Source organism: Sphingomonas zeae (assembly GCF_014197135.1).
In the GTDB taxonomy this organism is placed as follows: Bacteria; Pseudomonadota; Alphaproteobacteria; order Sphingomonadales; family Sphingomonadaceae; genus Sphingomonas; species Sphingomonas zeae.
The window spans coordinates 94,041-113,297 of the sequence record NZ_JACIFA010000010.1; the positions used below are offsets into that span (position 1 = coordinate 94,041).

A 19,257-nucleotide genomic window follows, 5' to 3' on the forward strand; every position below is an offset into this window, starting at 1 on the left:
GCGTTGGTTTGTAGAGGCAGTCCGTCAGTCTCCGCCCATCGTGAGGGGCGCGGAACGCCGCCTCAAGGATCAGCGGTCCCCCCAATTTGCTGCGCAAATCGGCTCCCCCGCTGCCCGGCAAGCCGGCCGCTGGCGCGGTCCTATGACCCGGCGTTCCGCGCCCCTCCCGCCGTCGTCGCCAATCACGGCAACACGGAGGTTTCCATGTCCCATCATCGCCTATTCGCGCAGCTCGCCTTCGAGCGCGCGCTGGGGATGGCCGCGCTGAACGCGCTGGTCCAGGCCGTCGTCGAAAGCGACCAGTTCCGCGCCGATGGCCGCGATCGTGACCCGCGCCACTTTTGGGTTCTCGCCGGAGACCTGGAGGAGGTCGTGCAGGATCGCATCCGCGACGTTCTCGATGGTCCCGGTCTCGGTGTTGTCGAGCGTGGCGAGCTGTTCCATCAGCCGCGTATCGTCGATCTGGTGATCGCCGCCCGCGACGCACGCAACGCGCCCTCCTGACGGGGGCGCGCTTGCGCGCGATAGTGCCGTGCGGAGATCCGCACCGCGCAACTCTCGCCGATCGCGATGCGCGCGACCGGCGCTAGGGGAACACCAAGGGCGCTGCCCTTTCGTTCCCGAACGACAATCGACCGCCCGTGTAATCCGCCAACCGCGGCACCCGTCGCCGGAGGCTTCGGCCGCGCTAGGCGGCTCGCCCGCACCAGCGGTAGATTCTCGCTCCCCCTCCCCATCCCGTCCTCGCCGGACAGGCAGGGCCGTGAGGCCGAGCGGCCTTGCGGCCCATGCCAGAAGGAGGATCAGTGATGTGCAGCCCCGAACAACTCGACACCATCCGTCGCCTTAATGACCTAGCCCGGAGCCAACCGGGCACCGCATCCATCGCCAACGTCACGCTGGGTTTCCAGTCTCTCCCCGACGCGGATCGCTTCGCGGCGCTGGCGGCGATCGTCGGCTTCTCGCAATTCACCGGCGACAACGATCCTCACGGAGAACATGATTTCGGCGCGGTTTATCGGCTCGCGACGGGAACGTGGACGCAGGAGCGACCGAGCGACGACAAGGCAATCGCCGAAACCGTTTTCTGGAAGGTGGACTACTACGACAACACGCTTACCTATGGCAGCGAAGCGCCGTGGGATGAGCAACAGACCAAGCGCGTGCTGACGATCATGCTCGCGAGCGAATACTGACGTCCCCGGCGTGCGATCCGCGTTCAAGCGAGCGCGGATCGCGACGCACCGACCGGCTCTTATCGCACGTGATTTGTTGAGGAATCGCGTTGGAAGGCGTAGGGTTATGAGCAGAAAGGATGACCGCGATGGCCCAGATCGATCTTGAAACGCTGCGCGAGCGCATCCGCCAGATGGATTTCGAGCGCGGCAGCCCTGAACAGGTTGCGCTTTGGCGCGAGGACGTAGCGGAAGCCCGTGCCAATCTCGTTATCGAGGATATGACCCCGACCATCGACGAGGACGCGATGTTCTCGATGATGCTCGACGAGGGCGTTCCGCCCGCCCTCATGCCCTCGATTATCCTCAGTCTCTATCAGCCCGGAACCCGCCAGATCGCTGCCTGACCTTGGCAAGCGATCCTTATACATATCCCGGCACCGAGACGCTTCGTAACCGGCTCGGGATTACGGAAGACAAAACGCTTACCGAGGCCGAACGACGACTGACGCAGGCGCGCGGCGCGGAGGCTGCGCGCCTGACCTTTCCAGCCACCGCCGACGGCTACCGTGCCCTTCACAAACACCTGTTCCAAGACCTCTACGATTGGGCAGGCCAGGACCGCACCGTCAACATCGCCAAGGGCGGATCGAGCTTCGCCGCCGTCCCCTACATCCCGCGCGAACTCGACAAGCGGTTCGCCGAGGTAGGAGCGCAGAGCGGCTTGCGGGTGCTTCCTCGCGACGAGTTTTTCGATCGGCTCGGCAACCACATCAACGAGATCAACGCCATTCATCCCTTCCGCGAAGGGAACGGGCGCACCATGCGCCACCATGCCGCCCAGCTCGCCCGCGAAGCCGGCCACCCGATCCGCATCGCCGCGATCGACAAGGACCGTTGGATGGAGGCGTCCCGTCACGGCTTTCTTACCGGCGATCATCGCGGAATGGCGGCGGTTCTCTCCGCAGCGGCGATCAAGCGCGACCTCGCGCCCGAGGCGCGGATTGGCCCCGCAGGGATCGCCATGCTCCCCAAGCGCGCGCCGCCCGAGGGGCAACGCTACCGCGTGACGCTGACCAAGGCGCGCGAGGAGCTGGAACGCTATTTGCCGGCCGCTCGCCAACAGGCGGCCGATCGGCTGCGTGGGTTGATTAAGGAGGGTGCCCCCTCCCCCGCCATCGCCAACGCGCGCACCGAACTCGCCTATGTCCGCCATGCCAAAGGGCCGATCTATCAATCGCACCTTCTCACCTATCTAGGTGTCCGTCAGGTCGATGCCGTCGTGACGCCGCAGCAGACGCCGTTGGAGCGCGTGCGGGAGATCGGCGCAGCACTCGGTGTTCAAATCAACAACCAGCAGCCGGCCCAGCTCCAGCGCGCCGTGCGGTCGCTGGAGCGGCCGATCCTGCCCCCTGGTCACTCGCCGGGGCAGGAGCGGCTTGCCGAGCTGTTCCTGAAGAACACGCCGGAGAAGAACCAAGCCGATCCGCGCCTTGCGCCCGCCCAGGCAATCGTCGACGCGGCCATGAAGACCGCGCGCGATCGGGGCGAGAGCGCGCGCATGGTCGGAGCCATCGCGGAGTCGACGCGCCAGCTCGTCGCCGATCGGATCAAAGCGGGCGGATCGCTGGACGTCAAAATCGGCCGCGCGACCCCGGCGCAAGCGCCAGCACCGCGCGATAAGGACCGGAGTCGCTGACAGCTTTTGGAGGACGGGGGAATGTGCAATCGGTTGTGTGATTGCGGTCCCCGCCGCAAGCGGGAACCGGATTGTCAACGCAAGGAGATGCGGTCGTGAAACCTGATACGGTCACCGTCACAGATGAAACGTGAGTTGTCACCTTCGTGTCGAATATCTCAAAGTGCCTGCTTCCGGCATTCAGAATTGATATCAACCCTCCATGCTTCAAAGAACTTCATTTCCGGGTTGGGAAATATCAGATCGAGAGCGCAAAATACTCACGCTAAACTTTTATTGCGTTCTCTTGATTAAAACCGCGTAGTCGCGATTTTTGACATCCATGATCCGTCTTGCTCGGTCTTAACGTCAGCGGCAGGGATCGAACCCGCACCCCATTGCCGGGGATCGCTTTAGCGATACGTCTGCCAATCCTGGGGATGAGACCTCCCCGGTGCCGCGCGAAGTCTTCCCTACCGAGAAGAAGACCCCTCGGTGCGCCTGGGCGTGCGGTGATCGTCGCCGGGCAACCGGCCATTGGAGCCGGTCACGATGGAATGGGGCTTCGCGATCCAGGCGCCGAGCAAGCGCGACCCGGTCGTGAAGCTGGACAAGTATGTGACCCATGGCCGCAACCTCGCTTCATCGATGTGGAAGCCGTCGCTCGCCAACCCGGAGCGGCGCTGCCTTGTCCCGTTCACCCATTTCGCCGGACCCCACCCCGAGGGCGGGACTGGCGACGATGGCAAGCCCCGGCAGATGTGGTTCTTGATCCCCAATGAGCCGATCGCGTTCTTCGTCGGCATATGGCGACCGACTGTGCGTAGCGAAGCCTACGCCTTCGCCGAACGCGATCGTCTCGCCATGGCATCCCAAGGCGATGCCGGTAATCCTCCATCTGCGTGACTTCACCACATAGCTTGACGGGCCCCACGAAACGGCGCTGGCGCTGGTGCGACCCTATGATGGATGATGCGGACCGCGCTGCCTATGCGACCGGCGTGCTTCGCACCGGGAGCCGGATCGAGGGGCGACGCTGGTATCAAGACAATACCCTCGAACCTATCCGCGACGAGACGTTGCGCGAGGGATCGGTGCATAGCTTCATGAATAGGCAATCAGTACTAAGTTCAATTAACCATGCCATAACGGTTTCAATGCGACATGTCGGTGCGCTGAAGGCGCACCGAGGTAAAATATGAGCAGCATCTCCATCAATGATGTCATGGCTTTGCGGAACGCTGTCCTCGACAAGAACGCGGCGCTTCGGAACGTAGCAAGCAACCCGAACTCTGTCTCCGTGTCCGGGGCTGCGAAAGGAGCGGCTTTTGACGCAGCGATGCACACCGCGCTGGGAAAGGCGGATAGCCCAAATTCTGTCTCAGGCGTGGGCGGAGCGGCGGCCGTTTCGCAATCAGGACACGCCGATCTAGGCGGCTTCGCCGCTACTTTTCAGACGCAGCTTCAAAAAATTAATGCGATCAATGCGCGCGCTGGTGCTTTGACGGTTGCCTACGAACGCGGAGAGGAAACCGACATCGCGAAGGTGATGCTTGCGCGGCAGGAGTCCTCAATCGCATTCGAGGCGACGTTGCAGGTTCGCAACAAAGTGCTGTCCGCCTACAAGGACATTATGAGCATGCCGGTGTAGCGCAATCCCGAAAGCACCTCCCTGAGTCGTTAATCCCTGCTGAGAAATACGTTCACGCACCAGCCTCCGCCTACCTCCATTAGCTTCCCTTCGGCTTACGAGCACTGTTGTGCATGGACACGATCTTCCAGCTGCCGCCCACCTTTTTAAGTACGCTTGAGGCAACACCGAGCCGTTCGGCCGCCTCACCGGTTTTGGGCTGAATCCGGTAACGGTAGGTTTCGGTTGCAAGGGCAACCGGTCCCTCGAAGCGGACGTCGACCTTGTAGTCTGAGAAACGGAACGATTTGAACTGCTTCAGCTCGGGACCGAGATGATGAGCCAAGTACGTGGTGTAGCTGCCCTCAGATGCTCCTGTCTCGAAAATCTGCGCGTTGGTCGTGAACAGTCGCTCGGTTCCAGCGGCGTCAAGCTTTTCGATCGCCTTCTTGTACGACGACAGCACAGCCTTCACGACGCGCGCATCAGCGGCTCGAGCGTCAGACTGCGCCCACGCCGCGGCGGGCAGAGCAATTGACAACGCCATGATCGTCTTCATCCCGATGTTCATTCCTGATCTCCCAAAATAAAACTCTCCACTTTAGGCTATCGCCGTTTGAGGCAATACGGGGACCGGTGAGAGGATGGTCGAAAACGTACGCTAAGCGTCCCGGCTTTGCTGGTGGAGGCGCAGCGGCCTGAACCGCTCGCGAGGTTTGTCGATCTCGCCCCAGAGATAGTCGCCGGTGAGGCCGATATGCTCCCAGCCCAGAGGGGCGACGTGGGCGAGCAGCTCGTCGGGCACGTCGACGCCGCTGCCGCGCAGATGACGGACAGCTCGGTCGAGATAGACGGTGTTCCAGAGCGTCATGGCCGCGGTGACGAGGGTCAGGCCGGAGGCGCGATGGCGCTGGTTCTCGAAGGTGCGGTCGCGCAGTTCGCCGAGGCGGTTGAAGAAGATGGCGCGGGCGAGCGCGTTGCGGGCCTCGCCCTTGTTGAGAATGCTGCCGGTGCGACGACGCTGGTCGGGATCATCGAACCAGTCGAGCATGAACAGGGTGCGTTCGATCCGACCTATCTCCCGCAGCGCGCGGGCGACCGAGTTCTGACGCGGGAAGCCCGCCAGCTTGCGGAGCATGACCGAGGCGCTCACCGTGCCGGCGCGGATCGAGGCGGCAAGGCGCAGGGTTTCGTCCCAGTTCTCCTCGATCGCGCGGATCTTGACCGGACCGGCGACGAGCGGGCGCAGCGTCGGCCACGAGTCGAGCGGCGACAGGCTGTAGAGCCGGCGCTCGTTGAGGTCGCGGATGCGGGGCGCGAAGCGGAAGCCGAGCAGATGGCACAGGCCGAAGACATGATCGACCGCGCCGGCGGTATCGGTCGCATGTTCGCGGATGACCAGCTCGCTTTCATGGTCGAGCAGGCCGTCGAGGACATGCGCGGCCTCGCCGGCATTGGCGGCGATGACCTTGGTGTGGAACGGCGTGAAGCGGTCGGTGACGTGGGTGTAGAACAGCACGCCTGGTTCGGTGCCATAGCGGGCGTTGTGATCGGCGCGGGCCTCGCCCTGACCACCGGCACGAAAGAACTGCCCGTCCGACGACGATGTATCGCCCGGTCCCCAGACCGCCGCGAGCGGATGCGCGGTATGGCAATCGACGATCGCCGCCAGCGCCGACAGATAGGTTTCGTCGCGCACATGCCATTCCGCCGTCCAGCGCAGGCGAGACAACGTCAGCCCGCGCGAGCTTTCGGCCATGCGGCCCAGGCCGAGGTTGGTCGCATCGGCGAGGATCGCACCCATCAGCGCGGACTGGTCGGAGGCGGGGGCGCCGCTGCGCGCATGGACGAAACGGTCGGCGAATCCCGACCATGCGGCGACCTCGACCAGCAGATCGGTGATTCGGACGCGCGGCAGCATCGCGTAGAGCCGGGCCTTTAGCGCATCGGCATCGTCGGACGGGGATCGCCGGATCGACGATATGAGCAACTGCCCGCGTTCGATCGTCACATCGACCAGCTCGCCCGCTGCGGCTGCGCGCTCCACCTCCGTCATGCGCCGGGCCAACAGGGTGCGGCGTTCCTCGTACCATTTGGAAAAGTCGGTCGGCACAACCAGGCGCAGATCGCCGCTCGCGCGCATCGCTTCGAAGGCGGGCATGGGCAGCTGATAGTCGTCGAGCGTGCGATAGGCGCGGCTGCCGTCCACCCAGATGCTGCCCGAGCCGAGCCGCTCGCGCAGGTGGGCGATCACTGCGATCTCATAGGCGCGCCGGTCTATCGTCCCTTCCGCCGGCTGCACGACCTTGCGCCAGCGCGGCTTGATGAAGCTGGTCGGCACTCGCTTCGGCAGGACCGATCGACCGTCGCGGTACATCGTGCGCAGCACCTCGATCGCGCCGAGCAGCGGATCAGCCAACCGCGCGGTGCGGAAGGTGAAAGCGGCGAGAAACGTCGGGGCGAAACGCCGCACGGCGGGATAGCGTTCGACCACTTCTTCCAGCCCGTCATCGGCCGAGCGCGTCAGATCCTCGGCAAAGCGGATGCTGCGTTCGAGCTGATCCCAGCCCATCTTCGCGTCGATCGCGCGGAAGGCGTCGCGCCCGCTCGCACGAGCATCTACCAGCAGCCGACCGAGCCGGGCATGGAAACGCGCGGTGTCCTTCAGCATCCGTGCCTGGCCGAGCAGCCGATCGGAGCGGGTGCGGTCGGCACGGCGGAACAGCGCGCCCACCATCTTCTCCACCATGACCAGCGCGGCGTCGGTCAACGTCGCTTCCATCTCGATCACGGAAGCTACGAGCATGGCGAGCCGGCGCGGACGTTCGAGACGCCGCAGGTGCTGGGCGGTGACGATGCCGGCGGTCCGCGCAATGACGGCATAGCGAGCAGCATGGATACGTCGTGCTCGATCAGCCGCGATCCCGATGCCGCGCACGGTGTCGAGCCGTTCGACGATTCCCTTCAGGTTCGCGGCCGATGGTGCTTCCGGCCATTCGCGTATCCATCCTAGCCGGGTGCGCCCATCATCGTCGGAGGCGATCATGTGTTCGAGTGCGGCTTCCTGTTCGGTCGAACAGTCGCGGATCAGATTGGAATGGGCCGCCTTGCGCGCCCGTGTCCGCACGATGAGGGCGAGCCGTTCCAGCGTCGATGTCGCCGGCAGTACGATCCGGTCCGCCCGCAAGCGATCGACCATGCCTGTGACGATCGTCTCACCTCTATCAGTCGAAGCGGCAATCTCCGATCCCAGCGCCAGCATCGCCCGTACATCCACCCGCGCGAAGGCGCGCAGACCGAGCAGAGCTTCGATCTCGGCCCGGTGTTCGCGCAATGTCGTGGGGCGCGTGGCATAGCCGGTGAAGTCGTCGGCTACGCACCCGATCTGATCGGCGAGCAGCGCGAGCATGGCGGCGGGCACCGCATCCCCCGTCAGTAGCCTGCGACCGGGATGACGCAGGTAGCAAAGCTGCACCGCATAGCCGAGCCGGTTCGCCCCGCGCCGACGTCGCGCCACCTGTGCCAGATCGTCGGGACCGAGCGTATAGAGCCGTTCGATCGTCGCGCGATCGGCAGGCGGGTCGAAGATCACAGCACGCTGCGCGGGCGACAGGATGGTCTTGGTCGGCATCGGCTTCCTGTTCGTCACGAAACAGGAAAGCGTACCCGTTCATGGAGCATAGACCAGAAGACGGGTTATGTGACATTATCGCGATTGATCGACGGGCAATGCCGCTCCGTCACGTGAACGGACGTATATGTGACAACGCAGATCGGTTACGCGCGGGTGTCCAAGGCGGACGGCAGCCAGGTCCACGACCTGCAGCACGACGCGCTGGTCGCGGCCGGCGTCGATCCCGAGCATATCTATGAGGATGCCGCATCGGGCCGGCTCGACAAGCGACCGGGACTGGACGCCTGCCTGAAGGCGCTGCGCCGCGACGACACGCTGGTCATCTGGAAACTCGATCGGCTCGGCCGCGATTTGCGCCACCTCGTCAATACGGTTGGTGATCTGACGAAGCGTGGCATCGGGTTGAAGGTGCTGGCGGGCGAAGGCGCGTCGATTGACACAACCACCGCCAACGGTCGGCTGATCTTCGCGATTTTCGCCGGCCTCGCCGAGTTCGAGCGAGAACTGATCGTCGAGCGCACGCGCGCCGGTCTGGAGTCCGCTCGGGCACGCGGTCGGCACGGCGGGCGTCCGTTCAAGATGACGCCGGCCAAACTGCGTCTCGCCCAGGCCGCGATGGGCAAACCGGAAACCAAGGTCGCGGAGCTATGCGCCGAACTCGGCGTGACGCGCCAAACACTCTACCGACACGTCACGCCGAAGGGCGAGATCAGGCCCGATGGTGAAAAGCTGTTGGCGCGAGGGCGCCGATAGCAGTCGGCTGAAGCTGCTCAGGTTCAGAGCGACGATGCCGTAACGTAGGTTCCTACCGCAATCACGACGGCGGCAAAGCCACGTTCGAGCAGCCCCTTACGGGTGCCGAGAACCTTGCCCAATGCAATACCGCCGATCGTTCCAGCGACGCCGCCCACGACCAGCATCGCGGTCACGCTCCAGTCGACCAGCCCCGACAGGGCGTAGGACAAGGCGGTGGTCAACCCCAGCGCGCTGACGACGACCAGCGACGTGCCGATCGCGAAGGGCAGCGGCATCGCGGTCGCGAGGATCAGCCCCGGCACGATCAGGAAGCCGCCCCCGATCCCGAAGAAGCCGGCGGCAAGCCCGACGCCCAGCCCGATCGGAACCAAGCGCGGCAGCAGCGTCGAGGCGCTATCGCGGGTCAGTCGCACGTCCGGCGCTTCCGCCGTGCGGCGCTTGCGCAACATCGACAAACCGACGCCAATCATCAGAAGCCCGAACAGGACAAGCAGTCGCTTGCCGTCGAACGCCTTGCCCAACTCCGCCCCCAGCGCCGCGCCGATCATTCCGGAGACGGCGAAGACACTGGCGCACCGCCATTTCACGCGGCCCGCTCGCGCATGGCCGACCAGGCTGGCAAGCGCATTGACGGTGACGGCGACAGCGGCCGTCCCGATCGCAGCGTGCGGTGATCCGACGCCGACAACATAGATCAGGAGTGGCACGGCGAGGATCGACCCGCCTCCGCCGACAAGGCCGAGGATCAGGCCAATCACGCCGCCCGATGCAAGCGCGGCAAGGGTGGCAGCGGTGTCCACGATCGCCTCAGGCTGTCGCGCGCCGGTTCCAGGGCATGACGCGCAGCAGGTTGGCCATGCCGCACCACCCCGTCACGCCCGCGAACATCAGCCCCGCCCCGACGAACGCCGACAGCCCGAAGAAGCCGGGAGCGACGAACGTGCCGAGCAGAACGCCGATCAGCACCAGCCCACCGGCGGTAATCTGCACCTGCCGCATGATTTCCAACGGCTGCGACCGATCGGCGACGGTGGGCTGTCCTGCCTGCCGCCACGCATCGATGCCGCCGCCCAGGATATAGGCCGGCGCGCCACCCGCTGCCGCGCCGAGCTGCGCCGCATTGGCGGCGGTGCGCATCCCGGACTTGCAGTGAAAGACGACCGGACGATCGTCGCGCGGGAGATCGCCGATCCGGTCGAGCGGCACGTTCATCGCGCCGGGAATGCGTTCGCGCGCATGCTCGTCGGCACCGCGAATGTCGATCAGGCGCGCACCGGCATCGATCGCGGCACGGGTATCGTCGGGAGAAAGGGTCGCGAGCGTCATCGCATCAATCCTTGCAGTAGAGCTGGTAGAGAGTGCCGAGCAGCGTTTCGACGCGGGCATCCGCGATGGCGTACCAGAGCGTCTGGCTCTCCCGCCGGTAGGTGACGAGACCCTCGTCGCGCATCCTGGCCAGGTGCTGCGAGCAGGCCGACTGCGACAAGCCGACATCACGGGCCAGATCGCCGACCGTCATCTCGCCATGCTCGACCAGCTTGCACAGCAGCATCAGCCGGCGAGCATTGCCGATCGCCTTCAGCGTGTCGGCGACCTGCCCGGCCTTCGCCTCGAATGTCGCCAGGTCCATCGGCGGTTTGAGCATCATCGCCACTCCATTAGGTGTTGCTTATGTAGCACCAGCTAATATATTAGCAAGCGCTAACGGAGAAAATCATGACTCAGCCCCTCATCGAGGCGTTTTTCGACGAGCCGACCAATACGATTAGCTACCTCGTCGGCGATCCCGCGACACGGACTGCGGCGGTGATCGATCCAGTCCTCGACTTCGACATGGCGAGCGGCGTCGCCGACACGCGCTCGGCCGAGCGGATCGTCGCCTTCGCCCGCGAGCAGGACTGGCGGATCGCGATGGTGCTGGAGACGCACGCTCATGCCGATCATCTGTCGGCCGCACCCTTCATCAAGGCGCATACAGGCGCATGGATCGGGATCGGCGCGCATATCCGCGACGTGCAGAAAATCTTCCGCCCCGTGTTCGCGATGGATGATCTGAAAACGGACGGCTCGGACTTCGACCGCCTGTTCGAGAATGGCGACCAGTTCGCGATCGGGGCGCTGGCGGTCGAGGTGCTGCATGTCCCCGGCCACACCCCGGCCGACGTGACCTATCTGATCGGCGATGCGGCGTTCGTCGGGGATACGCTGTTCATGCCCGACTATGGCACCGCCCGCGCCGACTTCCCGGGCGGGGATGCGCGGACGCTCTATCGCTCGATCCGCCGGCTATTGGCGCTGCCCGACGAGACGCGACTGTTCCTCTGCCACGACTACAAGGCACCGGGTCGCGACGACTATCGCTGGGAGACGACGGTGGGCGAGCAGCGACGGTCGAGCGTCCACGTCCATGACGGTGTGAATGAGGACGACTTCGTCGCCATGCGCGAGCAGCGTGACGCCGGGCTATCCGTGCCCAAGCTCCTGCTGCCCTCGATCCAGGTCAACATCCGCGCGGGCCATTTCGATCAGGCGGAGGCGAACGGTGTCACCTACTTGCGTATTCCGGTAAAATGGAAAGCCGGCCATCCGTGATGTCATACGATCGCTGACACGGCTTTGTGCTTAGCGTACGTTTTCGACCATCCTCTCACCGGTCCCCGGATCAAGGTCGATCCGCCGGTGGATTTTCTACGTCCCAACTCGAAATGGCATCGTCATCTTCGCGCTGAGCCCAGCGGCGACCACCGGCTTTGGGAAATCGCGGTGCTGTTCCACATCCGCGACGCCTTCCGGTCCGGTGACATATGGTTGGCGGGATCGCGCCGCTATGGCGACCTCAAGCAGCTTCTGGTCCCGCCACAGGCGATAGAGCAGACCGCGCGGCTCGCCGTGCCGCTGCGACCCGGCGAATGGCTGGCCGAGCGCAGGGCTCGACTGGATACACGGCTGAAGGAGTTTGGCCGCGCGGCGCGAACCGGCACGATCCCAGGCGGCATCATCGAGAACGGCAAGCTGCACATCGACAAGCTGAGGGCCGACACGCCCGAAGGGGCCGAGGATCTCGTGCTCGATCTCTATTAACAGCTCCCGCCCGCGAGGATCACCGATCTGTTGCTGGAAGTCGATGAGCGAACCGGATTTTCCGAGGCGTTCACGCATCTGCGCACCGGCGCGCCCTGCAGCGACCGGATCGGCCTGATGAACGTGTTGCTGGCGGAAGGCGTCAATCTCGGTTTGCGCAAGATGGCGGCGGCGACCAACACGCACAGCTTCTGGGAATTGCTGCGGATCGCGCGCTGGCATGTCGAAGGCAGCGCCTATGATCGGGCGCTCGCCATGATCGTGGAGGCCCACGCCGCCCTGCCCATGGCCGCCTTCTGGGGACAAGGGCAATCGGCATCCAGCGACGGGCAGTTCTTCCTTGCTACCGAGCAGGGCGAGGCGATGAATCTGATCAACGCGAAATATGGCAACGTCCCGGGCCTCAAGGGATACAGCCATGTGTCCGATCAATATGCGCCGTTCGCAACCCAGGTGATCCCGGCAACGGTCAGCGAGGCTCCCTATATCCTGGACGGGCTGCTCATGAATGACGCGGGCCGCCGCGTTCGCCAGCATTTTGCCGACACGGGCGGCTTCACCGATCATGTGTTCGCCGCCTGCGCCTTGCTCGGCTACAGGTTCGCCCCCCGTATCCGCGATCTCCCTCAGAAAAGACTCTATGCCTTCACGCCCAACGCGACGCCGGCCAATGTGCGAGCGCTGGTCGGAGGTAAGATCAATGAACCGCACATCGAGCGCAACTGGCCCGACATCCTGCGCATCATGGCGACGATCGCAGCGGGGATCGTCGCCCCCAGCCAGATTCTTCGCAAGCTCGCCTCTTACCCGCGCCAGAATGAGCTGGCCCTCGCATTGCGAGAGGTGGGCCGCATCGAGCGAACCCTGTTCATGATCGACTGGATTCTTGATGCCGGCCTCCAGCGCCAGGCTCAGATCGGCCTCAACAAGGGTGAGGCCCACCACGCCCTAAAGCGCGCCATCAGCTTCCACCGCCGAGGTGAAATCCGGGATCGATCCGGCGAAGGCCAGCACTATCGCATCGCCGGAATGAACCTGCTCGCCGCCATCATCATATTCTGGAACACCATGAAGCTCGGCGAGGTCGTCAATACCCGGGCCGCCAGCGGTACCCATATCGCGCCTGATCTACTCGCCCACGTCTCGCCGTTGGGATGGGAACACATCAATCCAACCGGGGAATATCGCTGGCCCAAATCCTTAGCGTAGGATTCCGCCCCCTCCCGCAAACGCCCCCTACGATTGAGAAGCGCGGCGGAATCTCTTAGATTGATCGCTGGAGGCTTTGTTCGCGGAGACGCGCACATTGCCTTCTTTTCGTTTTAGGAAGCGCTGCCCTAAGCGACAGAAGCCAGAGCTTTGACAATGCGGCATTCCGCGATGGAGCCGACCATGTATCTTGATCCTATCGGTGCAGACACGCGATGATGGCGGTCACGACGGCGGTGGTTTCCGCGACGTCGCGCACCCTCACTGTGTCGAGGCCGATTTCAGCAGCGGGATAGTCATTCCCACCGGGGAATATCGCATCCCCAATGAACAGCATCCCGTCGAGCGGGACACCGCTCTCGGCACTCAGGCGCTTCAGGCCATAGCCCTTGTCGATCCCTGCTCTGGTCACGTCGATCGATGTCGTGCCACCGAGATTGATCGAGAGCTCCGGCAGCTTCGCGCGCAACGTGGCCTGCAACGCGGTCCTCTTCTTTCGGTCAGGATCCCACGCTTCCTTTTCCTTCAGCGGCGCTGCCTGCCCCAGGCCCGAAAAGGTGATCTGGCTGCCCCGGTCCTCGATCCGTTCGCCCCAGATACGTTCGTCGGCGAGACCGGCATCGGTCAGCGCCTGATCGAAGGCCATGCGGATCTTCGCCTTCTCCGCGTCGTCGAACAGTTCGGCATAGACCGCGCGCCAAGCGCCATTGATGAACCGATAGAGTTTCGTGCCTGTGGTCGGCATCAACCAGAGACGGTCGAGCGCGACGCCGGCAGGAAGGCGCGAGGCGATCTGCTTTTCGAACTGCGGCCAGTCCCCGCCCGAGATCACCGCCACATCCGTGATGGCGAGCAATCGGGCGAGGATTGCGGCCATATCCTCCGATAACGGCCGCTTGCTCTCGGCAAGCGTGCCGTCGAGGTCGAAGGCGATCAGCCACTTCATGCCGCCTTCCCTGCCGGATCGCGGTAGGCGAGCAGCCTGAGCGCATTGATGACGACGAGCAGCGTCGATCCCTCATGAACCGCCACCGCTGGCCCAATGCCGAGGCCGAGGATGGTAGCAGGCACCAGGAAGGCGACGACACCCAGGCTGACGAAGACGTTCTGCCGGATGATTCCACGGGTATGGCGGCTAAGACCGACTGCGAATGGCAGGTGCGCCAGATCGTCGGCCATCAGCGCCACGTCGGCTGTCTCCAGCGCAACGTCCGACCCCGCCGCGCCCATCGCGATGCCGACCGTGGCGCTTGCCATCGCCGGCGCATCGTTCACGCCGTCGCCCACCATCGCGACCTTGTCTTCGCCGGCGAGCTTCTTGATCGCGGCAACCTTGTCTTCGGGCATGAGGTCGCCCCACGCTTCGTCGATCCCGACTTCGTCGGCGATCGCTTCGGCGACTTTCTGGTGATCGCCGGAGATCATTATCATCCGCGACACGCCCATCTCGTGCAGCCGACGCAACGCGGTCTTGGCAGCTTCGCGAGGCGTGTCCATCAGGCCGATCGCGCCCAGGTCGCGGTCCCCCTTGCGGACCACCATTGTCGTGCGGCCGTTCTCGCGCAGCTTCGCGATTGCGTCCTGCGCGCCCTGCCCCAGCGCCGGAATGCCCTCACTTCCGAACATCTCGGCCTTGCCGATCCACACCGTCTCGCCATCCACGCTCGCGGTGACGCCCCGACCGGTCAGGCTCTTGAGGTCGCCGGCAGTCGGCACGGCACGATCGTTCAGACGTTCGCGGCCGTCCTTGACGATCGCTTGGGCCAGGGGATGGTCGCTCAACGCTTCGACGGCGACAGCCAGCGCCAGCAACTCGCCTTCATCGGCGCCATCGACGGGCACGACATCAGTGATGCGCGGACGACCTTCGGTCAGCGTGCCCGTCTTGTCGAAAGCGATCGCTTTGAGCGACCCGAGGTTTTCGAGCGGTGCACCGCCCTTCACGAGCACGCCGCCCCGCGCTGCACGGGCAACGCCCGACAGGACCGCGCTCGGCGTTGCGATCGCGAGCGCGCACGGGCTTGCCGCCACCAGCACCGCCATCGCGCGATAGAAGCTGTCGCGGAACGGCTCGTCGACGACCACCCATGCGAACAGCAGGAGCACTGACAGGACCAGGACGGCGGGCACGAAGATCCGTTCGAACCGGTCGGTGAAGCGCTGCGTCGGCGACTTCTGCGTCTCCGCTTCGCTCACCATCTTCACGACCTTGGCAAGCGCGCTTTCATTGGAACGGCGTGTCACCTCGATCTCGATCGCGCCGCCGCCGTTGATCGTACCAGCAAAAACCCGGCTTTCCGCGTCGACTGCATCGGGCTTGGCGCGTGCCGCTGCGGCATCTGCGACCGGCACCTTGTCGACCGGGATGCTTTCACCCGTGACCGGGGCCTGGTTGATCGCGCTGGTGCCCTTGATGACGAAGCCGTCGGCAGGCAGGCGCTCGTTCGGGCGGACGATGGCAATGTCCCCGACGACCATCTGCTCGACCGGGATTTCGCTGGTCTGCCCGCCGCGTCGCACGGTCGCGGTTTCGGGCGCGAGCTTCGCCAGCGCCTCGATCGCCTTCTTGGCGCGGCCCATTGCATAATGCTCAAGCGCATGGCCGAGGCTGAACAGGAACAGCAGCAGCGCACCTTCGGCCCATGCGCCCAGCGCAGCGGCGCCGGCCGCAGCGACCAACATCAGCGTGTCGATCTCGAACTTCTTCATCCGGAGGTTGTCGATCGCCTCGCGCAGCGTGAAGAATCCGCCGAAGAAATAGGCTGCGATATAGCAGGCGGTCGGCAGCCATTCGGGCGCGCCAGCGACCAGCCTCTCGATCGCGTAGCCGATCCCCAGCAGCGCGCCACAGGCGAGCGCGAAGATCAGCTCGGTATTGGGGCCGAGAAATTCGGCGTGGCTATGGTCGTGGCCATCGCCGGGGCCGTGCTTCTCTTCGCCCGCGCCGTGGCCCCCGGGGCCGTGGTCGTGGCCGGCATGTTCATCGGCAGCGACCCGCTTGCCCACCCTCACCTTCAGCTTGCGAAGCGCAGCGCGCACCTCCTCTTCGGTGGTTTCGCGGCGATCATATTCGACCCGGACAGACCCGCTGGTGCTGGCGCTTGCCTGGACCACGCCGGGCAAGGCGCACAGCGCATCGCTGACCGTGCGCGCCCGACGTTCGTGGTTGATCCCCGTCACCTGCCAGATCGCATGGCCGTAGCGCTCGGTGATTTCGGCACCTGCGGCGCGCACCATTTCGCGCAACCGTGGCAGCGGCAGCTTGGCGGCATCGAAATGGATGCACAGCGCCGCTGGCGTGTTGCCGTCGAGACAGATCACATGCGCCCGCTCGACACCTTCGCGCTTTGACAGGGTTGATACGAGACGGTCCAGGCAGGCATCGGCCGCGTCAGGAAGGTCCGGCAACAACACTGGAATGTCGAGTTCGAGCTTGTCGTTCATGACGACCTCCTTTCGCTTTTCTTGGTTTCGGCGCGCGCGTCGCGCAGGATTTCGACACCGCCCTTGATGGCGATGATGGCGGTGGCGAAGCCGACCAGCAGGTCCGGCCAATTGGTACCCAACCACAGCACCAGCACGCCGGCGATCAGGATGCCGCCGTTGGAAATGAAGTCGTTGAAGCTGAAGGTGGTTGCGGCCCGGAGATTGACGTCCGGATCCTTGAGGCGCTGGAGCAGCCGCAGGCAGAGGTAATTCACGACGCCGGCGATCGCGGACATGACCATCATGGTAGGTCCGATGGGCTCGCTGCCCTGCACGTAGCGCCGTCCGACATCGATCAAGATGCCGCCCGCGAAGATCAGCAGCATGACGCCCGAAGCGACCGCGGCGCGTGTCTTCCATGTCTGGCCCCGGGTGAGCGCCACAAGGCTCAGCGCATACACAGCCGTATCGGACAGGTTGTCGACGCCGTTGGCGATCAGCGCGCTCGAGTCCGCGAAGAAGCCGGAAACGAAGAAGCCCGCAGCGATCGCCGCGTTCAGCAGCAGGACGATCCACAGTGTGCGGCGCTCCTGCCCGCCATTGTTGTCGTTGCCCGGGATCATCCCATCATCTCCTCAAGTGTCAGCAGGGCCAGGAAGCCGACGAAAAACATCGAGCTGATGAGCGGGGTGTCGGGTTTCTCGTGCGCCTCGACCAGCAACTCCTCCGTGACGAGGTAGAGCAGCGCCATCAGCCCGAAGCTGAGGAAGCCGGCGATCATCACCGGCGACAGCGCGGCGACCGGCACGGCAGCGAGCGCGCCGATCGGCAGCAGCAGGGCCAATGCCGAGACGATCACGATGATGCGCAAGCGCGAGCGATAGGTTTCCGCCAGCTCGTCGGTCAGCGTCAGTCCCAGAAATAACACTTCCAGAGTGAGCGCGATCGTCAGCAGGAGACCTGCCTTCTCGCCCGCCACGAAAGCGAGGCCGAGCACCAGGCCGTCGACCAGAATGTCGATGCCGATCGCGGCGAGTAGCGCCATCAGCCCCTTGAAGCGGGCCTCAAGAGCCTTGAGCCCCAGCATGGTCGCGACGCCCGCCGCCCCGCCGATCAACGTCGCGCTGGGCGATGCCTCATGCTTGACCTGCGGCAGGATTTCGGTCGCTGCCGCCGCGAACACGACGCCGGCAGCGAGATGCTGTAGGCCCGCCACGAGGCCAGGTTTCAACTTGGTGCGGCTCGCGACAATCGCGCCGAGCACGACCGCCAGCACAGGCGCAAGCGTATAGAGCAGTGCCTGCATTTCCTAGGACTCCTCCGGGGTTCGGTGGCAGACGCGGATCTTCCCGCGTCGCGTGAACGCGATCGATCCGCCCGCCACGACAGCCCGCGAATGGTCGCCGCGAAACTCGTCACCGGTTCGCTGCGCGCGCAGGATCTCGGTCCTGCCCTTCGGCAGCCAGGTGACGGCCATTTTCAAGCCGTCATCGATGAAGTCGACATCGGCGCGTGTGCCGTCGTCGCAGTACATGATGCGCTGCGCGATTAGTTTCGACGTCAGATGCTTTTCATGCGCCGGCTCGGTAGGCTGGGTCGGCGCTGGATTACACGCCCCTATAACCGCCCCGGAGACGAGAACGACGCCGAGGCGCGCGATCGCCAGACCGGCCCGATTCAGGCCGCACAAGGTTGTCACATTTGAAATCGACGTGTCAGACATCGGTCTCTTCCGACGAAGCGCCCTGTGGCGTTCGAAGGCAGGGCAGTTCATCGCGTGCCTTCCCGCTCGCAGATCCGGGTACGGCCATCGCCTTCCACGATGGTGAGCTGCGACCCCTTGAAGGTCGCGGTGGCTGTTTCGCCGACATATTGCAGGCCCTGCGCTGGCGCGGTCAGCATCATCGGCGGTCCCCCGTTGGAGCGCCGCAAATCGATCTGCAGGCCGTTGTCCTTGTAATCGACGAACAGCGGTTCCCCGTCGGAACAGCGATATCTATGCCGCCCCATTTCCCCGGTCGCCACGGCGCTGTCGGACGAATGGATCTGCTGCTCCGTTGGCGGGGCTGGCGGCTTTCTTTCCGAGCACGCCGCGAGCCCGACAACGAGGATGACGGCGGGCAGCACCCGCTTACAGTGCATCATCATCGCGCCTTCCTCCTGTAGCGGAAGGGGACGCGCTGACGATTGATAGCCCGGGCAGGCTGACCTACCCGCCAGCGGAGATAGGTTGCGAGGCGATCGTCAGATTCGACCATCAGGGATCGCAGGCGGCGCAACATCATCGCCGCGAACGGCAGGGAGAGCGCCCCGCGCAGCGTGCAGCTATGCGTTAGCCTGGTGCCGCCATCGTCCCCCGCCAGCTCGTACCGCTCTTCGAGCGTGAACAGATAGGGGATGCCGCAGGACCAAGCGAAGGCGTGCGGTTTATCGAATCGATCAATCCGTGCTGGCGTCCGAATTGGCCGGGTGATGCCCTGGATCGCAAAGGTGCATTCTGTGTCGCCGAGCCGGGACGGATCATCGAGAAATACGAGCGGACTCCACGCCCGGCGATGATCCGGATCGGTGAGTGCCGACCAGATGCGCAGTGGCCCGCCGTGAAGCATCGAGCTGGTTATGGTGCGAGGCATATCCCCATCTCCCAGAGATGGGCGGGGCGATCGCG

The 19,257-nt window shown here is 64.6% G+C and carries 20 protein-coding genes and 1 pseudogene; 9 read left to right on the forward strand and 12 right to left on the reverse strand.

All coding sequences use genetic code 11. The annotated features are described in order from the left end of the window. The first annotated feature begins 204 nt into the window (after positions 1-204). From GGR45_RS14585 to fliE, 6 genes are all read left to right on the forward strand, one after another. Positions 205-504 (forward strand): hypothetical protein, encoded by a 300-nt coding sequence (locus GGR45_RS14585; protein WP_042469185.1) that lies wholly within the window; start codon positions 205-207, stop codon positions 502-504. A 305-nt stretch (positions 505-809) separates the two neighbouring features. After that, entirely contained in the window at positions 810-1,196 is a 387-nt protein-coding gene (locus GGR45_RS14590) for a DUF3768 domain-containing protein (protein WP_042469183.1), read from the forward strand. 128 nt (positions 1,197-1,324) lie between these two features. Further along, a complete protein-coding gene (locus tag GGR45_RS14595; protein WP_042469301.1) occupies positions 1,325-1,582 on the forward strand; it encodes a hypothetical protein in 258 nt (85 codons plus the stop codon). A gap of 2 nt (positions 1,583-1,584) precedes the next feature. Further along, entirely contained in the window at positions 1,585-2,874 is a 1,290-nt protein-coding gene (locus GGR45_RS14600; RefSeq protein ID WP_175311067.1) for a Fic/DOC family protein, read from the forward strand. Between the two features lie 516 nt (positions 2,875-3,390). After that, positions 3,391-3,759 carry an SOS response-associated peptidase family protein gene (locus GGR45_RS14605; RefSeq protein ID WP_233419826.1) on the forward strand — a complete coding sequence of 123 codons (369 nt, stop codon included), beginning with the start codon at positions 3,391-3,393 and terminating at the stop codon, positions 3,757-3,759. A 292-nt stretch (positions 3,760-4,051) separates the two neighbouring features. Next, a complete protein-coding gene (gene fliE, locus GGR45_RS14615; RefSeq protein ID WP_042469180.1) occupies positions 4,052-4,504 on the forward strand; it encodes a flagellar hook-basal body complex protein FliE in 453 nt (150 codons plus the stop codon). A 79-nt stretch (positions 4,505-4,583) separates the two neighbouring features. Here fliE and GGR45_RS14620 read toward each other — a convergent pair whose 3' ends face one another. Both GGR45_RS14620 and GGR45_RS14625 read right to left on the reverse strand, forming a co-directional pair. Then, entirely contained in the window at positions 4,584-5,054 is a 471-nt protein-coding gene (locus tag GGR45_RS14620; RefSeq protein ID WP_175311066.1) for a YybH family protein, read from the reverse strand. A 90-nt stretch (positions 5,055-5,144) separates the two neighbouring features. Continuing rightward, on the reverse strand, positions 5,145-8,114 hold the full coding sequence (locus GGR45_RS14625; protein ID WP_042491074.1) for a Tn3 family transposase: 2,970 nt from the start codon (positions 8,112-8,114) through the stop codon (positions 5,145-5,147). Between the two features lie 129 nt (positions 8,115-8,243). On the opposite strand from GGR45_RS14625, the gene GGR45_RS14630 reads away from it, so the two are divergent. Next, entirely contained in the window at positions 8,244-8,870 is a 627-nt protein-coding gene (locus GGR45_RS14630) for a recombinase family protein (RefSeq protein WP_082052512.1), read from the forward strand. Positions 8,871-8,893: 23 nt separating this feature from the next. Here the strand turns inward: GGR45_RS14630 and GGR45_RS14635 are convergent, their stop codons facing one another. Genes GGR45_RS14635 through GGR45_RS14645 form a run of 3 tightly spaced genes read right to left on the reverse strand, consistent with a single transcriptional unit; the run spans position 8,894 to position 10,521 of the window. Then, the gene (locus tag GGR45_RS14635; RefSeq protein WP_042469177.1) at positions 8,894-9,673 is read right to left on the reverse strand and encodes a sulfite exporter TauE/SafE family protein; all 780 of its coding nucleotides are present in this window, start codon (positions 9,671-9,673) and stop codon (positions 8,894-8,896) included. Between the two features lie 7 nt (positions 9,674-9,680). Beyond that, entirely contained in the window at positions 9,681-10,199 is a 519-nt protein-coding gene (locus tag GGR45_RS14640; RefSeq protein ID WP_042469176.1) for a rhodanese family protein, read from the reverse strand. A gap of 4 nt (positions 10,200-10,203) precedes the next feature. After that, on the reverse strand, positions 10,204-10,521 hold the full coding sequence (locus GGR45_RS14645) for an ArsR/SmtB family transcription factor (protein ID WP_042469298.1): 318 nt from the start codon (positions 10,519-10,521) through the stop codon (positions 10,204-10,206). Positions 10,522-10,589: 68 nt separating this feature from the next. Here GGR45_RS14645 and GGR45_RS14650 point away from each other — a divergent pair, with 68 nt between their 5' ends. Then, complete coding sequence (locus GGR45_RS14650; RefSeq protein WP_061780293.1) at positions 10,590-11,465, forward strand: MBL fold metallo-hydrolase; 876 nt, start codon at positions 10,590-10,592, stop codon at positions 11,463-11,465. Between the two features lie 54 nt (positions 11,466-11,519). Continuing rightward, positions 11,520-13,163, forward strand: a pseudogene (locus GGR45_RS14655) (Tn3 family transposase); the annotation flags it as partial. A gap of 196 nt (positions 13,164-13,359) precedes the next feature. Here the strand turns inward: GGR45_RS14655 and GGR45_RS14660 are convergent. Genes GGR45_RS14660 through GGR45_RS14690 form a run of 7 tightly spaced genes read right to left on the reverse strand, consistent with a single transcriptional unit; the run spans position 13,360 to position 19,222 of the window. Beyond that, complete coding sequence (locus GGR45_RS14660; protein WP_042469173.1) at positions 13,360-14,109, reverse strand: HAD-IIB family hydrolase; 750 nt, start codon at positions 14,107-14,109, stop codon at positions 13,360-13,362. After that, complete coding sequence (locus GGR45_RS14665; RefSeq protein WP_004212886.1) at positions 14,106-16,607, reverse strand: heavy metal translocating P-type ATPase; 2,502 nt, start codon at positions 16,605-16,607, stop codon at positions 14,106-14,108. The genes GGR45_RS14660 and GGR45_RS14665 overlap by 4 nt, the downstream gene beginning before the upstream one ends. Further along, positions 16,604-17,212, reverse strand: coding sequence for a cation efflux transmembrane domain-containing protein (locus tag GGR45_RS14670; protein WP_004212885.1), 609 nt, complete (start codon positions 17,210-17,212; stop codon positions 16,604-16,606). The genes GGR45_RS14665 and GGR45_RS14670 overlap by 4 nt, the downstream gene beginning before the upstream one ends. Beyond that, complete coding sequence (locus GGR45_RS14675; RefSeq protein ID WP_042469170.1) at positions 17,209-17,895, reverse strand: ZIP family metal transporter; 687 nt, start codon at positions 17,893-17,895, stop codon at positions 17,209-17,211. Before GGR45_RS14675 ends, GGR45_RS14670 begins: the two co-directional genes overlap by 4 nt. Before the next feature lie 3 nt (positions 17,896-17,898). Further along, a complete protein-coding gene (locus tag GGR45_RS14680) occupies positions 17,899-18,312 on the reverse strand; it encodes a hypothetical protein (RefSeq protein WP_004212881.1) in 414 nt (137 codons plus the stop codon). Between the two features lie 47 nt (positions 18,313-18,359). Beyond that, entirely contained in the window at positions 18,360-18,737 is a 378-nt protein-coding gene (locus GGR45_RS14685; RefSeq protein WP_004212880.1) for a hypothetical protein, read from the reverse strand. Next, positions 18,734-19,222: an SRPBCC domain-containing protein gene (locus GGR45_RS14690; protein ID WP_004212879.1), complete on the reverse strand. Its 489-nt coding sequence runs from the start codon at positions 19,220-19,222 to the stop codon at positions 18,734-18,736. Before GGR45_RS14690 ends, GGR45_RS14685 begins: the two co-directional genes overlap by 4 nt. Positions 19,223-19,257: the final 35 nt, after the last annotated feature.